The organism is Acidicapsa ligni (assembly GCF_025685655.1).
Lineage (GTDB): Bacteria > Acidobacteriota > Terriglobia > Terriglobales > Acidobacteriaceae > Acidicapsa > Acidicapsa ligni.
The window spans coordinates 693,879-708,184 of sequence record NZ_JAGSYG010000002.1; the positions used below are offsets into that span (position 1 = coordinate 693,879).

General features: G+C 55.9%; 15 protein-coding genes. 7 read left to right on the forward strand and 8 right to left on the reverse strand.

Annotated elements, in window-relative coordinates:
* Nucleotide 1: 1 nt before the first annotated feature.
* The 5 genes from OHL19_RS09225 to OHL19_RS09245 all read right to left on the reverse strand — a co-directional run bounded on the left by OHL19_RS09225 (nt 2) and on the right by OHL19_RS09245 (nt 5,310).
* Nucleotides 2–805: an ABC transporter ATP-binding protein gene (locus OHL19_RS09225; RefSeq protein ID WP_317890556.1), complete on the reverse strand. Its 804-nt coding sequence runs from the start codon at nt 803–805 to the stop codon at nt 2–4.
* 239 nt (nt 806–1,044) lie between these two features.
* The gene (locus OHL19_RS09230; protein ID WP_263357365.1) at nt 1,045–1,317 is read right to left on the reverse strand and encodes a hypothetical protein; all 273 of its coding nucleotides are present in this window, start codon (nt 1,315–1,317) and stop codon (nt 1,045–1,047) included.
* Between the two features lie 19 nt (nt 1,318–1,336).
* On the reverse strand, nt 1,337–2,401 hold the full coding sequence (locus tag OHL19_RS09235) for a beta propeller repeat protein (protein ID WP_263357366.1): 1,065 nt from the start codon (nt 2,399–2,401) through the stop codon (nt 1,337–1,339).
* A gap of 460 nt (nt 2,402–2,861) precedes the next feature.
* Nucleotides 2,862–3,800 carry a UDP-glucuronic acid decarboxylase family protein gene (locus tag OHL19_RS09240; protein WP_263357641.1) on the reverse strand — a complete coding sequence of 313 codons (939 nt, stop codon included), beginning with the start codon at nt 3,798–3,800 and terminating at the stop codon, nt 2,862–2,864.
* Between the two features lie 91 nt (nt 3,801–3,891).
* Complete coding sequence (locus tag OHL19_RS09245) at nt 3,892–5,310, reverse strand: UDP-glucose dehydrogenase family protein (protein ID WP_263357367.1); 1,419 nt, start codon at nt 5,308–5,310, stop codon at nt 3,892–3,894.
* 419 nt (nt 5,311–5,729) lie between these two features.
* On the opposite strand from OHL19_RS09245, the gene OHL19_RS09250 reads away from it, so the two are divergent.
* The 7 genes from OHL19_RS09250 (at nt 5,730) to OHL19_RS09280 (ending at nt 12,227) form a co-directional block, all read left to right on the forward strand.
* Nucleotides 5,730–6,800 (forward strand): type I phosphomannose isomerase catalytic subunit, encoded by a 1,071-nt coding sequence (locus OHL19_RS09250; protein WP_263357368.1) that lies wholly within the window; start codon nt 5,730–5,732, stop codon nt 6,798–6,800.
* A complete protein-coding gene (locus OHL19_RS09255) occupies nt 6,797–7,429 on the forward strand; it encodes an HD domain-containing protein (RefSeq protein ID WP_263357369.1) in 633 nt (210 codons plus the stop codon). Before OHL19_RS09250 ends, OHL19_RS09255 begins: the two co-directional genes overlap by 4 nt.
* Nucleotides 7,430–7,620: 191 nt before the next feature.
* Entirely contained in the window at nt 7,621–8,193 is a 573-nt protein-coding gene (locus OHL19_RS09260; protein WP_263357370.1) for a porin family protein, read from the forward strand.
* A 267-nt stretch (nt 8,194–8,460) separates the two neighbouring features.
* Entirely contained in the window at nt 8,461–9,453 is a 993-nt protein-coding gene (locus OHL19_RS09265; protein ID WP_263357371.1) for an NAD-dependent epimerase/dehydratase family protein, read from the forward strand.
* 9 nt (nt 9,454–9,462) lie between these two features.
* Nucleotides 9,463–10,215, forward strand: coding sequence for a WecB/TagA/CpsF family glycosyltransferase (locus tag OHL19_RS09270; protein ID WP_263357372.1), 753 nt, complete (start codon nt 9,463–9,465; stop codon nt 10,213–10,215).
* Nucleotides 10,216–10,512: 297 nt separating this feature from the next.
* Nucleotides 10,513–11,877, forward strand: coding sequence for a BON domain-containing protein (locus OHL19_RS09275; protein WP_263357373.1), 1,365 nt, complete (start codon nt 10,513–10,515; stop codon nt 11,875–11,877).
* A gap of 131 nt (nt 11,878–12,008) precedes the next feature.
* The gene (locus OHL19_RS09280; RefSeq protein WP_263357374.1) at nt 12,009–12,227 is read left to right on the forward strand and encodes a hypothetical protein; all 219 of its coding nucleotides are present in this window, start codon (nt 12,009–12,011) and stop codon (nt 12,225–12,227) included.
* An 89-nt stretch (nt 12,228–12,316) separates the two neighbouring features.
* Here OHL19_RS09280 and OHL19_RS09285 read toward each other — a convergent pair whose 3' ends face one another.
* The 3 genes from OHL19_RS09285 to OHL19_RS09295 form a co-directional block, all read right to left on the reverse strand.
* Nucleotides 12,317–13,261, reverse strand: coding sequence for a branched-chain amino acid transaminase (locus OHL19_RS09285; protein ID WP_263357375.1), 945 nt, complete (start codon nt 13,259–13,261; stop codon nt 12,317–12,319).
* Nucleotides 13,262–13,584: 323 nt separating this feature from the next.
* Nucleotides 13,585–13,791 carry a helix-turn-helix transcriptional regulator gene (locus OHL19_RS09290; RefSeq protein WP_263357376.1) on the reverse strand — a complete coding sequence of 69 codons (207 nt, stop codon included), beginning with the start codon at nt 13,789–13,791 and terminating at the stop codon, nt 13,585–13,587.
* Nucleotides 13,788–14,201, reverse strand: a complete 414-nt coding sequence (locus tag OHL19_RS09295; protein ID WP_263357377.1) for a hypothetical protein — start codon at nt 14,199–14,201, stop codon at nt 13,788–13,790. The genes OHL19_RS09290 and OHL19_RS09295 overlap by 4 nt, the downstream gene beginning before the upstream one ends.
* Nucleotides 14,202–14,306 lie beyond the last annotated feature (105 nt).

Sequence of the window (14,306 nt, forward strand, 5' to 3'; positions counted from 1 at the left end):
TTTACAGTCGATTGTCCTCGGAGGCACCTACCAGCCTGCCCCCTGCCAAACGCAATACCCGGGTACATCGCCCGGCCAGTTCAATATTGTGCGTTACCAGTACGGAGGTAAGTCCGTGTTCCTCATGCAGTCTTTCAATCAAACTAAAAACCATCTCTGCCGTGGCGTCATCCAGATCGCCGGTGGGCTCATCGGCCAGCAGCAGCTTCGGATTGGTCACCAGTGCTCGCGACAGCGCCACGCGCTGCTGTTCGCCGCCGCTCAACTCGCCGGGGCGGTGAGTGGCTCTGTCGGCCAATCCTGTTTCACCCAGCCAATGGGCGGCTTGCTGCATCGCTTCTTTCCGCGCCACTCCGCGTGCAAGTAACGGCATTGCAACGTTTTCCTGCGCCGTAAATTCGGGCAGCAGGTAGTGAAACTGCCATACGTATCCGACTTCCTCATTGCGAAAACGGGCCGCTTCCCGGGTGCTCAATTGAGTCACCTGAGTTGAGGCGCAGTATATCGTTCCAGCGGATGGCGCATCAAGAGCGCCCAGCATGTGCAAAAGTGTGCTTTTTCCCGATCCGGATTGGCCGACGATGGCGACCAGCTCGCCGCGCCCTATCTCCAGGTCGAGGCCGTCGAAGAGACGCAAGGCTCCGCGCGCCGTTTTATATTCCTTGCGCAGGCCCGTAACCCGCACCATTGGCTCACGAACCAGCTTTTCCCTACCCCCGGCACCGGAAAGCGCAACACTCCCGATTCCGTTCGCAGGGCCGCCATAGTTGGCGTCGGAGTTCGGGGTGGAGAGGCTTTGTGTCATTCCTGTGACTCATATCCTATCGCGCTGCAACAGGCTGTCCACGCTTTTGCTCGTAGAGAAATTACTACTTTTGTTGGATGCATGGGGACGCCGTTCGGAAGCAGCCGAATCCGGATTGAGCGCTGGATGAAGATAAAAAACGATTCTCAGGTATTCAGCACAGGTGTATGGCATCGTTATTGGCCAGCTATTGGGCCAGAATCTCGTGCATAGCTACCGCCCAGGCCTTCTGCAGAGGCTCAGGGCTTTTCCGCAGACGCGCCTTTTCCGCGCGACGGGCGGGCGCTGCCGTCCTCGATGCACTTGTCGGAGACGCGCACCGGGTTGGAACACTGCCCGTAGGCTCCGCGCACAAACGCGCGATAGAGGCGGTTAACGTCCACCTTCTGGCCGGTGCGTACCTCGCGCTCGACGGCCGAGTGCATGGCCGAGAGCAACTGCGGCTTCAGCTCCGTCAGAACTTTTTCAATGTAGATGTACGGCAATCTTCCTCCTGTAACCGTCTTACTCACGATACAGGGGCGGCCGCATTTATTTCTTTTCTGAGACGGATAAGCGTGCAATCCGCCCCTTTGGCCCCACTGCAAAGGGTAAGGACAAGGCATTCCAGTTGCCATTGTCGAGCGGCTGCCAGGTCTTGCCGTCGTCGCGGCTCACATCCGAGCCGTTGGTTCCAGCGGTGATCCACGCCTCCAGCTCGGCGCTGAAAGCGACCGCCGAGCGGTAGCCATGGGGTGGTGTGCCTGCCGCCGTCCAATGAAGCCCCTTATCCGTAGACCACGCAGCAGTTCCAGTCGATTCACCGGGTTTTTGATAGTCGCCGCCGGTGGCGATCATTGTCACCTGCAGCGCAACAGTATTGCGATAAGGGAGGGACTCCGAATGGGCGGCAATCGAGAAAATCCCGGCAGAATCCGTTCCGCTGGTCAGGGGAAGACTGATCCTTCTCCAGCTGTGCTCCGGGGTCTTCTCAATCCACAGCAGCGCGCCGTCTCTGCCTCCGGAGGCGAAGATCTGCGGCATGTGGTCATTGTCCTGATTTCCGGGAAACAGGCTGTTGCTGGCAGCAAAGCCTGCCACATTGACGCCGCGGAGCGCGAGATCGGGGCTTTGCCGTGCGCTCCATGTAGCGCCGGAGTCGTGCGTATCGAAGATGCGAAAACTGCCGTGGACAGGATCGCCCAGCAGCGAACCCACCCAAAGCGGTGTTCCGCCCTCCTCTGACCAGTCGGCAAAGAAGCTGTCGAAGAACCCATCCGGGCTGTCAGGATTTTTGAAGAGCAGCGTCCACGATTTGCAGCCGTCATCCGTCCGATAGAGGCGGCTTTGCGTCCCGGGACCGGAAGACATCACGATAGCCTTCGCTCCATCCCAGGCCTGAACACCGCGAAAATCCAACGCCTGCCCGTCAGGCGGGGTAGCGCATTTTGTCCAATGAACGCCACTGTCGATGGTTTTGAGAACCGTCCCTTCCGTTCCGCTCGTCCAGGCAACTTTGCCGTCGATCGAGTAGATTCCACGCAGCGAAGCCGTCGTCCCGGATTCCTGCATGGTCCACGCAAGCGCCTGGGACGATTCGGCCATTCCTGCAGGCATTTGGGCACACATCGAACCATAGCCCAACAGAAAGATACCGCTCATGATCGCAGATGGTTTACAGAAAGAAATACGCATTGCCCAAAGTATAGAAGGCCAAGCGTGGCTTCTATAAGCTCTGATCCCCAGAAGCGATAGAGAACGAGACAGCGCAGCACCAGGCGATTGACTGTGAGCTGCAGCTTCAGCCGCAAAACAAAACGCATAATATGCAGAGAATTATTCTATAAACACGCACAATCAGAAGAGGCGATTGAAGCGAATTGCCCTTGCTTTTTTGGCTGTCATTCCCGCAGGGAATCTGCTGTTAGCACTCGCCAGCTCGTAGCAGCCCGTTTCCGGCCGCTCGTCCGTACCTGTATGTAAATCTACATAGCCCCCCTGGGGGGGGCTATGATTCGTCATCCATTCGCCTGAGTTTGGTTTTTGGGCTGATCTTCAGCCCAAAAACCAAACATCATTAAACCTTGGACTGGAAGAAGTCGAGCGAAAGCTTCAGTCCTTCACGCAGGCCGATTTGCGGCTCCCATCCAAGCAGTTTCTTGGCCTTGGAAATATCCGGTTTGCGGCGTGTAGGGTCATCCTGAGGCAGCGGCTCAAAGCGAAGTTCGCTGCGTTTTCCTGTGACCGTAGCGGTTATTTCGAGAACGGCTTCGGCGCATTCGAGAATCGTGAATTCAGTGGGATTGCCAATGTTCGTCGGCAGATGCTCATCGGATCGCGAAAGGCGAAGGATGCCCTCAATGAGATCGGCTACGTAGCAGAAACTGCGTGTCTGCTGGCCATTGCCATAGACGGTCAGCGGTTCTCCGCGCAAAGCCTGCATCACAAAGTTGGAGATCACGCGGCCGTCAGAGGGATGCAGGCGTGGTCCGTAAGTATTGAAAATGCGAACCAGGTGCGTGTTAACGCCGCGATAGCGGTTGTAGGCCATCGTCAGGGATTCGGCATAACGCTTGGCTTCGTCATAGACCGAGCGAGGGCCTACAGGATTGACATTGCCCCAGTAGTTTTCCGTCTGCGGATGTTCCAGCGGATCGCCGTAGCACTCAGAGGTGGAGGCATGAAGGAAGACAGCTCCATACTTATGTGCAATTTCCAGCGTGTTTTCGGTTCCAACGGAGCCTACGCGAAGTGTTTCAAGCGCAAGTCTCAGGTATTCCGGCGGGCTGGCAGGCGAAGCCATGTTGTAGACCGCATCGACCTTGCCGGGATCGAATGGCTGGCATATATCGCGTTCTTCAAAGGCAAATCGCGATTCAGATTTCAAGTGCGCGATATTACCGAGATTGCCGGTGGAAAGATTGTCTATACCAAGGACGGTGTGGCCCTCGCCGAGAAGACGATCGGTCAGGTGAGAGCCTAGAAAGCCGGCTGCGCCGGTCACAAGTACACGCATAGTCAAAGAATTACGCTCCGGGGAAAGTGCGCATCAACATAAATTTCTGGCGGGAACCGAAATTCCCGCCGGTAGTTTTGCATTTTGCAGATTAGGAAAGCACCAGTTTGCGCGGTTTACCCTGCTGTGCCGTGTAGGCTGCGGGTCGACCCACGCTGACGTAAGTGAAACCCTGCTCCTGCATCTCTGCTGGCTTATACAGGTTGCGTCCGTCAACAATGATCGGGAAGCGCAGTGCCTGATTGAGCTTCTGCAGATCGAGCTTCGCGAACTCTGCCCAGTCGGTGAGGATGAGCAGGGCATCGGCGCCTTCAGCCGCGTTGTAGGCACTGGTCGCGTAGCTGAGATTTGCGGACGGAGGCAGAACCTCTTTCGCACGGTCCATTGCTGCCGGATCGTACACGGTGATCGATGCACCAGCGGAGAGCAGCTTCTTGATCACATCAATGGCTGGAGAGTCGCGGATATCGTCGGTATCACCCTTGAATGCCAGGCCGAGGGCGGCCAGCTTCTTGCCCCGAAGGGTCCACAGAGCGGAGCGCACTTTGTTGAAGAAGACTTCCTGCTGGGTTGCGTTGATCTTGCGGACTTCTTCCAGAATCTGAAAGTCGACACCCTGCTGCTGTGCGACCCAGTAAAACGCTGCAACATCCTTAGGGAAGCAGGAGCCGCCATAGCCGAGGCCTGCGCGCAGAAACTTCGGTCCGATACGGGAATCGAGGCCCATGCCGGCGGCAATGTCTTCGATGTCCGCGTCAACGGATTCGGCAAGGTTTGCCACTGCGTTGATGAAGGAAATCTTGAGCGCAAGAAAGGCGTTGGAAGCGTGCTTGATGATCTCGGCGCTCTGTGCGGAGGTGACCAGCAGTTTTGCCGGGTTTTCCGCGCTCAACATGCCTGGAAGAGCTCCTGGCTGCGAGAAGTAGCTGCCATCGGTGAGCGGCGCGTAGATGCGCTGCAGAACCTCGGCGGCGCGTGGGTTGTTGGCGCCGACGACGATTCGGTCAGGATGCAGGAAGTCGATGATCGCCGTGCCTTCGCGGAGGAATTCCGGATTGGAAACGACATCGAAGTTTTCAGGGGTTACGCCGTGGCGATGCATAACGCGGCTGATCCACTCATTGGTGTAGACCGGAACCGTGCTCTTTTCCACGATGACTTTGTAGCCGTTGACGGCGCGTGCAATCTCGCTGACCACAGCCTCAACGTAGGAGAGATCTGCCGATCCTGTGCTGCCCTGAGGGGTGCCGACGGCGATGAAAATCGCTTCGCACTCTGCAACAGCCGCGCCCAGATCCGTGGTGAACTCGACACCGCGGTTCAGGTGCTTGGCGAGCAGATCGGGGAGATGATGCTCGTAGATGGGCACTCCACCTTCACGAAGTTGTTTGACCTTAGCCTCGTTGTTGTCGACGCAGATGACCTTGTGGCCTATCTCGGCGAAACATACGGCAGCGACCAGACCCACATAGCCTGATCCGATAACACAGATACTTACTTGCTTCGACATGCGCGACGACTCCTTGTCGATATAAGAACGGGGGCAGATTGTAAAAGAAATGCCCGCGAGTTAAGGTTGGCGGCGATCCCTGACTGCTGTAACCGGATATTCATAATGGTGACAGGCCAATACGGGTTGCACACCTCCCAGGTATGGCCGACTTCAGCCGAAATTTGCTGGAGTCAAAGGAAAATATACGAGCTCCGAGCTTACCTGTCTGTTTCAGGTTATCTGGAATGAGCGATAAGAAGAAATATTTTTTAGATAGTGTGCGATGGTCTGGAAGGCTCTGCGGGGTAACATGCACGGTTTTTTGCTCGTGCCCGTCATGTGTCTATCGTGTGTCTGTAAGGTGTTCAGGGGTTGTGGCTTTGTTAGAGTGAGGGTACGGAAACTCGATTGAGAGTTTCACAATGCGGAGTTTAAAGATGGCTAAATCTGAAGTTGAATCTCTTGCGCCCTTTCGGCTGGAGCCGCTATTCGTACAGCGTATCTGGGGTACGGCTGATCTTCGTCCCTGGTACGACCACGTAACCGCACCGGGCGCAGGTGACCCGATTGGCGAGGTATGGCTGACGGGCGATAGCTGCAAGGTGCTGGATGGACCGCTGGCCGGAAAGACGCTGGCGGATGTTTTCGCCGATCAGTCCGTTGCCATGCTCGGGGCCAGGTATGGAGACAAGTTTGGAGGCAAGGACGCAGAGCGGACAGCGGGGCAGTCGCCATTGCTGCTCAAGGTGATTTTTGCCCAGGAAAAGCTGAGCGTGCAGGTACATCCGGACGACCGCCTGGCGCAGAAGTACGGACAGCCCCGGGGCAAGACCGAATGCTGGTATGCACTGGCAGCCGAGCCGGGTGCAAAGGTCGCAGCAGGGCTCAAGCCTGGCGTTACGCTGGAGCAGATCGAGCAGGAAGTCACTGACGGAACGCTGGAGCAGAGCCTGGAAGTGCTGCCGGTTGCAGCGGGCGACATGGTATTTGTCGATGCCGGTACGGTGCATGCAATCTGGCCTGGATCGGTGCTGTTGGAGACGCAGCAGAACTGCGATATTACCTATCGTCTGTTCGATTATGGGCGTCCGCGCGAGCTGCATGTGGCCAAGGCTCTGGAGGCGATTCGCTTTCAGACGGCCGCCGGAAAAGTGCCTCCGGGCGAGCTTTCGGCTGGCCGCTCTGTGCTGGTCGAGAGCGATTATTTCCGCGTGGAAAAGGTCTTTGTGCAGGGAACGAGATCGGGCGACTCGTTGAACTCGGCTTCGCAGAACTTGACTTCGCAAGCGGGTGAGCCAGCCGGTCTGCAATATCTGTTTGCCGCAGAGGGAGCAGGCGTGATCTCGGCTGTGGACGGCGCTGCTTTTGAGAGCGTGACGCTGCCGAGCCGCGGCATCGTGGCTGTTCCTGCAGCAGCTCCGGCGTGGCAGATTGAGGATCGTGGAGGATTGGAGTTGATTCGGATCACGCCACGATGGCCGGCGCAGGAAGCCGGATCGATTGCATGACGGACCACGTAACGGATCGCATAAAGGCTCGGTCGTGGCGGGAATCGGTGGTTGAATACATCCGCGTGGAGGCGACTCCAGCGGATAAATTCGGCCACCAGCCTCGTCTCTATGCTCTTGCGCAGCAGATTGCCAAGGGGCAGGATTGTGACGACGATGTGCTGTTTGCCGCCGCGTGGATGCACGATCTGGGGGTTTTTATCGGTCATCGGCCGAGTGACCCAGTTGAACTTGCGCGCTGGGATCATGTGCCGTACACCATTTCACGCAGCAGGGAACTGCTGCCGCAATGGGGGTTTCCAGCGGAGAAGCTGGAGGTTGTCGCTGAGACTATTCGGACACATGAGGCGAAATATACGCCGCTGGTGCCCGAAGCCGTTGTGCTGCGAGATGCGGATATCCTGGAGCAGCTTGGGGCGATTGGCGCGTTGCGAGCCTTCGTCAAGGTAGGGCGAGATACGCGGTATGCGACGTATTCCGATGTAATTCCAGTTTTGGAGCGGGCTCTGACGGTATTGCCAGGCCTGTTGCAGCTTGAGGTTTCACGGGAGCTTGCCAGGGAGAGAGTTGCTGCCTTGCGGTCTTTGTTGGAGGCAATCCGGGCCGAGGCTGCTGGTAACCTTCATTAGCCTCAGCGAATATACATACCTGTTTGAATATCGAATAACGGTACATTTTTAATCAAAATCAAACACAAATCAGCGTAGCTGCTTTGTTTGCAACTCTATGCAATTTCTTTACATGTAATTTGTCTAGTCCGATGTACACTGCCAATTAGACGGCCTCGGGGGAGGAGGTCTGCATTACAAGGAGACGTTGAATGCGATCGAAGCTTGTTCTGGCAGCACTTTTCTTCCTCTCAACTTTGCCTGTTTTAGCCCAGGTGGCTCCTGCCGCCAGGATAAGTGGACTTCCTCTAGGAGTTGGTGCAGGTCTGTCGGACTATAGCGTCGATTATGGTCCGGGACGCAGGATGCTTGGTGTGTCGGCCTGGGCTGACTACAGTTTGTTTCACGGCTTGGGAATCGAAGCTGAAGGTACGTCGATTTTGTGGGACAAGCCTAGTTCCTTGCCTCGCATGAAGCAGGAAACGATCAAGGGCGGGGCGATTTACAAGTATCACCAGGTCTTCCACGTTCGTCCTTATGTGAAGGGGCTTATTGGATTGGGAAAGATTGATTTCCCCTCAATTAATCCCTTGTATACGCAGGACACCTTTACCATGTACGCAATTGGCGGAGGTGTTGAGTACAAGGTGTGGAAGACGCTCTCTGTACGGGGCGACTATGAGTATCAGTATTGGTCGAACTATCAAGGGAGTAATTACTTGAACCCGAATGGATTCACGATAGGTGCGACTTACTATCTGCGCGGTGTTCACAGGCATTACTAAGTCGAGCAAATTTTTCTGGATTAGTTAAGTTGGAGCTTGGATGCTATCGATTCCAGATAGGGTTGCCCATCTGAATCAAAATCACAACGCTTCTATTCTCTATCTTGCTATTCAATCTGTTGGTACACTGAGTTAAGACCGTCTCCGGCGTTTTCATAGAAATGCCTCTACTGCGCAGGCGATTTTACTTGTTGCGCTTTTGCTAAGCACGGCTCATGCCATGACATTTTATTTGCATTCATCCATTTTTGAAAGGAATACCTAGCCATGCATATTCGAGGCGCACACGCACTGGTTTGCGGAGCGGGCGGTTTTATCGGCGGTCATCTTGTGAATCGGCTTTTCGATGAGGGTGCGGCCAGTGTACGAGCGGTTGATGTGAAGCCGCTGGACGAGTGGTATCAGACAAACCCCAAGGCTGAAAGCCTGGTTCTCGACCTGCAGGAAAAAGATGCCTGCCTCACGGCGACTGAAGGCACTGATTCTGTTTTTCAGCTAGCCGCGGATATGGGCGGAATGGGCTTTATCGAAAATAACAAGGCGCTTTGCATGTTGAGCGTTTTGACCAATACGCATATGTTGCTGGCGGCCCGTAAGACCGGTGTAAAGCGGTTCTTCTATTCTTCGTCCGCATGCGTATACAACGGCGAAAAGCAGACCAATCCGGATGTGGTTGCTCTGAAAGAAGAAGATGCTTATCCTGCGTTGCCGGAAGATGGCTATGGCTGGGAGAAGTTGTTCAGCGAGCGCATGTGCCGGCATTTCTCTGAGGACTACGGCCTGGAGACACGCGTGGCGCGTTTCCACAATGTTTACGGCCCTCTGGGTACGTGGACAGGCGGACGTGAAAAGGCTCCAGCGGCGATCTGCCGCAAGGTGCTTGAGGCCAAGGCCTCGGGCAAGCATGAGATTGAGATCTGGGGCGACGGTCATCAGACGCGCAGCTTCATGTACATCGATGATTGCACCAAGGGCGTTCTTGACATCTATCACAGCGATATTCTTGAGCCGATCAATCTTGGTTCGAGCGAGCTTGTGACGATCAATCAACTGGTGGATATCGCGGAAGATCTTGCCGGTGTAAAGCTGAAGCGCAACTACAACCTGAGCGCACCCAAAGGCGTGAACGGGCGCAATAGCGATAACACCAAGATCCTGGGTTACTTGAACTGGGAACCAAGCATCAAACTTCGCGATGGGCTTGCGCAAACGATGTCCTGGATTGAGCAGGAAATGCTTACCACTGTTACCAGCAGGTAGGAGTATTGCATGAATTCTGTTTCACGGTTTCAGCAGATTCTGGGAGTGCGCTTTTTTGTAGGCGACGCCCAAGGAGCCATTGAGGAGGTGTCGCAGCACGGCGGTCTCGTCGTCGTGCCTGCGGCGCCAGCACTCAAGAACTTGGCTGTTGACAAGGGCTATCGGGAGGCTTTGCTGGGGGCGGATTTTGCTATCGCCGACAGCGCCTTCATGGTGCTCTTGTGGAACCTGATTGATCGCAATCGTATCCCCAAGTTATCCGGATTGAAGTATCTTCGCGCATTAGTGGAGGAGCCTGATTTTCAGAAGGGTGGCTCCTTCTGGGTTATGCCCACTGCTGCCAGCGCGCAACGTAACTTGCGCTGGTTGCAGGAGGCAGGTGTCCAGATTGCAAGCGAGGATGTGTATCTTGCTCCGCTTTACGGGCATGTAATTTCGGATGAGGAGTTGTTGGAACGCCTCGAAGAGCGCCAGCCCAAGCACATCGTGCTGGGGATTGGCGGCGGAACGCAGGAGCGGCTTGGGTTGTATCTGAAGCAGAATCTCAGCTATCGCCCGGCGATCCATTGCATCGGTGCGGCAATTGCGTTTCTGAGCGGCGATCAGGTACGCATTCCAGTCTGGGCGGATACGCTTGGTCTGGGCTGGCTGTGGCGTACGGTTGCCGATCCGAAGCGGTTTTTCCCGCGGTACTGGGATGCCCGGCACCTGGCGCCCCTGCTCCTGAAATACAGAGACCGGTTGCCTATCACTACGGCTTAGCTGAGATCACAGTAATTGGATTCACCGTAATTGCATTTTTCTGCTGATTGCTTTTTTTATTGATCCACCTTTTGTAGCCAGTCATAATTTTTTTGATCTGACGGGGCATTCCTTGAGAGAGGATTGCCCCGTTGAACTTTGCATCGAATTTAATGTGCGGAACTTTTCGGTGCGGTCTGGGTCTAACAATGTGAGAGTCGTAGACTTCCTCCTCGTTGAGGTGGATAGTGGACGACGGACGGAAATTTCGTGAGTTCGTGATTGCGAAAGAACTTACACAGGAGCAGGATGATTACCATGAAGAATAATACTTTCCGCTCGTTTTATCCGGCGCGCCGCAAAACGGGTTTGGCGCTGGTTCTTCTCGGCGGCTTAGCCGGATTTGGGAATATTGCTGCATTGGCACAGGATACTGCTGATTCAGGGGCACAGGCTTCGGCCCCCGCTGGACAGCGCTCCGATGGGCAGATTGAGATGGATGTTGTCCATGCTCTGGATGCCTCTCAAGAGCTGAAGCAGGACTGGATCACGGCAGGGACCGTGCAGGGTGAAGTTACGCTCTCCGGTACCTCAGGTACGGAAGACAACCGCAAGCTTGCGGAGTCGATTGCCAGCAAGGTGTCGGGCGTGACCAAGGTTGTAAACAACCTCAAGGTCGGCGATCCGCAGACTGCTGCGCAGCAGAATAATGCGCAGCCGCAGGATCAGCAGAATCCGGCTGACGATCAGGGCCAGTATGGGGATCAGGGTCAGGATCCGAGCCAGGGTCAGGATCCAGGTCAGGGACAATACCCGGCCCAGGGTCAATATCCCGCCCAGGGCCAGGCTCAGGGACAATATCCTCCGCCGCAGGGTCAGTATCCTCCTCAGGGTCAATATCCCCCGCAAGGGCAGTACCCAGCTCAGGGCCAGTATCCTGGCGGCCAGCAGGCTGCCAATAACGGACCGATGCCGCCTCCCGGAGCGCGTCAGAACTACGCTCAACCGCAGGGTCCTCAGCAGCCTATCGGACCTGTGACACTGCCTCAGGGAACTCTGCTGAAGGTTCGAACCAGTGAGCCTGTGGGCAGCAAGATGGCCAAGGAAGGCGCTGCGATCGAGTTCACCGTGGCTCGGGATGTGTACGCTGCAGGCATTCTGGCTATTCCGCGTGGCGCAACGGTTCACGGCGTGGTCACGAATGTGAAGAAAGCGGGCGCGCTTGGTGGACGTCCGGAAGTAGGACTGAATCTGCTGTCGCTGGATCTTGGCGGCAAAAACTATGCTCTGGCCACGGATCCTTACCAGGTGCAGGGGCCGAACAAGGCTGGTCGTACCGCAGGTAATGCCATTGGCGGCGCTCTATTTGGCGCGCTCGTCGGCGGCGCAGTAGGCGGCGGCAGCGGCGCTGCTATCGGTGCGGCGGCGGGTGGTGTTGGTGGAACAGCGGCTTCGGCTGCGACTCCCGGCCCACAGGTCTGGATTCCGGTAGAGGCTATGATGGATTTCCATCTGAATGCACCTCTGACGGTAACTACAGTCAGTGCGGCTGAGGCGCAGCGTCTGGCCGCGAATGCCGGACCTTCTCCGCAGAACAGGCCGACTCTTTATCGCCGTGGACCCTATCCGTATGGATATCCTCCACCGCCACCACCGCCGGGCTATTACTACCGGCCTTACTAACGATTGAAGAATTGACAATACCGGCTCCGGGCATTGCCTGGGGCCGGTATTGTTTTGGCTATTCGGCCTGTAATTCGTGGCAGTTGTCGCAGGGATTCCAGCGTCGTATCATCTTTCTATATGGAGTTGTGATGGCGTTTCCAATTAAAGTTTGTGCAGTCTGCGAGGAAGAGTTTGAGTTGAAGCCCGGTAAGCCGGGTTATGCCAATCGATGCCCGGAGTGCAGTGTCCCCGAAGTTACTGAGACAACCACAAAGCAGCCTATGGATGCGGTGGATCGCAAGTCTGAGAGTGAAGCCAATGAGGCTCGCAGGCAGGCGATTCGCGAACTGCTTTACAGCCGCAAGTAATCCACGCAATTGAGCGTGCGAGCAACACAAAGGGGATGAGCCATTGGCTCATCCCCTTTGTGTTGCTTTCGGATTGTTCTTACTTGTTCTTACGCGCTGACGATTTCCGCGGTGTTCACCTTGACCGGGGTCAGCCAGCCGAAGCGATCCGGCTTGAGGCCGTTGGCGATTCCGAAGAACTCATCCGCGATCTTCTTGGTGATTGCGCCGGGTGTGCCATCGCCAATGACAATGCGGTCGATCGAGCGAATCGGCGAGACTTCCGCTGCCGTGCCGGTGAAGAAAACTTCGTCGGCGATGTACAGCAGTTCGCGTGGAATGGATTGCTCGGTGACAGGCAGGCCAAGGTGCCGGGCGATCGTCAGCACGGAGTCGCGAGTGATGCCGGAGAGCGCTGAATTGGCCAGCGGCGGCGTATACAGCACGCCATTGCGGACGACAAAAACGTTCTCGCCGGAACCCTCGGAGACCAGGCCATTGACATCCAGCGCGATGCCTTCCGAGTAGCCGTTGATGTCGGCTTCCATGCGGATAAGCTGCGAGTTCATGTAGTTGGCGCCAGCCTTGGCCAGAGCGGGCATGGTGTTGGGGGCCAGGCGGTTCCAACTGCTGATGCAGACATCGGCTCCGCCGTGTCCGCCGGCAACATATTTGCCCCACGGAAAGTTGGCGATGAACACGTCGGTAGGCGAGCCAGTCGGGTTGACGCCGATTTCGCCGTATCCGCGCATGGCAATGGGACGGATGTAGCAGGGCGCGACGCCGTTGGCTTCGATCACATCCACGACTGCTGCGCACAGCTCGTCGAGAGAGTAGGGCAGGGGCATGCGGTAGATCTTGGCGGAGTCAAGCAGGCGCTGCATGTGTTCGGGCAGGCGAAACACAGCCGCTCCCGAGGGCTGGCCGTAGCAACGGATTCCTTCAAATACGCTGGAGCCGTAGTGAACAACGTGGCTCATGACATGGATATTCGCCTGCTCCCAGGGAATGAGTTTGCCATTGCGCCAGATATTTTCTGTGGGCTGAATCGGCATGGGGTTGTGACTCCTCTTAAAGCACTGCTGTTGCACATCGAGATTACCGCTTAGGTTATCGCGAACAGCTATGCAATGTCACGAAGAAGGGCGAATTGGTTTTGGGTTCGTCGGGGATGATTGTTGTTCTGTGAAGATGCGGCGAAGAAGATTCGCTTTGGGAATGACAGCTGGAACGGCAAGGGCAAGAGCTGAGGCAAAAGCAAAAGCAGATTCGCTTCGGGAATGACAGCCAGAACGGCAACGGCAACGGCAAATGCAACGGCAAATGCAAGGGCAACGGCAACGGCTAAGGGAACTGCAACTGCAGATTCGCTTTGGGATTATTCGGCATTCTCTGCTTCGTCGAAGAAGATGGCCTCGATGGTTGTGTCAAAGAGCCGCGCGAGGCGAAAGGCCAGTGGGAGGCTGGGGTCGAACTTGCCTGTTTCAATCGCGTTGACGCTTTGACGCGAAACTTCGAGTCTCTGGGCGAGGTCGGCCTGGCTCCACTGCCGCTCGGCGCGTAGAACACGAAGCCGGTTCTTCATCGGTTTCTCCATAGCTGGATGCGCAGCGCGATGGCAGCGGTGATGAGGAAAATCTCCAAATTAAAGGCTGTGAGAGCCGGTACATGGGGAGAGTTGTAGCCTACGATAATGTAGCCGAGAAAGGTGTCAATCACCATGACCAGCCCGAACCCCCAGAGGATCGACTGAACGACGAGATGGCGCAGATACTCGTCCTTTTCTGCGGCTAGATAACGCGCGATAACGATCATGACGCCGATGATGGGGGTAATGGCGAGCAACGCGATTACACAATAAGTCAGAGTGGAAAAGTGGCTCCGCTCGATTTTTGGGAGAATGCCACCTAGTCCGCCGCAGATCGCCATCATTGCCCCGATAAGCTGCATGGTGCGGCGCTGGAGAGCTGTGAGATTTCGATTACAGATTCGCATGATTGGTTTCCTTTGCAATGTGACAAGTAAACATTACATTGGCCGTGTAGATATGTCAAGCGTCCTTATCATTATCCCTTTGACTGAGGGGAATAAACGTGCAAG

Excerpts from the sequence above, each read along its gene's own strand:
- OHL19_RS09250 (WP_263357368.1), top strand. The coding sequence starts at position 5,730 with ATGGCTAAATCTGAAGTTGAATCTCTTGCGCCCTTTCGGCTGGAGCCG.
- OHL19_RS09235 (WP_263357366.1), bottom strand. The coding sequence starts at position 2,401 with ATGCCTGCAGGAATGGCCGAATCGTCCCAGGCGCTTGCGTGGACCATG.
- OHL19_RS09245 (WP_263357367.1), bottom strand. The coding sequence starts at position 5,310 with ATGTCGAAGCAAGTAAGTATCTGTGTTATCGGATCAGGCTATGTGGGT.
- OHL19_RS09290 (WP_263357376.1), bottom strand. The coding sequence starts at position 13,791 with ATGAAGAACCGGCTTCGTGTTCTACGCGCCGAGCGGCAGTGGAGCCAG.
- OHL19_RS09280 (WP_263357374.1), top strand. The coding sequence starts at position 12,009 with ATGGCGTTTCCAATTAAAGTTTGTGCAGTCTGCGAGGAAGAGTTTGAG.
- OHL19_RS09295 (WP_263357377.1), bottom strand. The coding sequence starts at position 14,201 with ATGCGAATCTGTAATCGAAATCTCACAGCTCTCCAGCGCCGCACCATG.
- OHL19_RS09265 (WP_263357371.1), top strand. The coding sequence starts at position 8,461 with ATGCATATTCGAGGCGCACACGCACTGGTTTGCGGAGCGGGCGGTTTT.
- OHL19_RS09275 (WP_263357373.1), top strand. The coding sequence starts at position 10,513 with ATGAAGAATAATACTTTCCGCTCGTTTTATCCGGCGCGCCGCAAAACG.
- OHL19_RS09270 (WP_263357372.1), top strand. The coding sequence starts at position 9,463 with ATGAATTCTGTTTCACGGTTTCAGCAGATTCTGGGAGTGCGCTTTTTT.
- OHL19_RS09255 (WP_263357369.1), top strand. The coding sequence starts at position 6,797 with ATGACGGACCACGTAACGGATCGCATAAAGGCTCGGTCGTGGCGGGAA.
- OHL19_RS09260 (WP_263357370.1), top strand. The coding sequence starts at position 7,621 with ATGCGATCGAAGCTTGTTCTGGCAGCACTTTTCTTCCTCTCAACTTTG.
- OHL19_RS09225 (WP_317890556.1), bottom strand. The coding sequence starts at position 805 with ATGACACAAAGCCTCTCCACCCCGAACTCCGACGCCAACTATGGCGGC.
- OHL19_RS09240 (WP_263357641.1), bottom strand. The coding sequence starts at position 3,800 with ATGCGTGTACTTGTGACCGGCGCAGCCGGCTTTCTAGGCTCTCACCTG.
- OHL19_RS09285 (WP_263357375.1), bottom strand. The coding sequence starts at position 13,261 with ATGCCGATTCAGCCCACAGAAAATATCTGGCGCAATGGCAAACTCATT.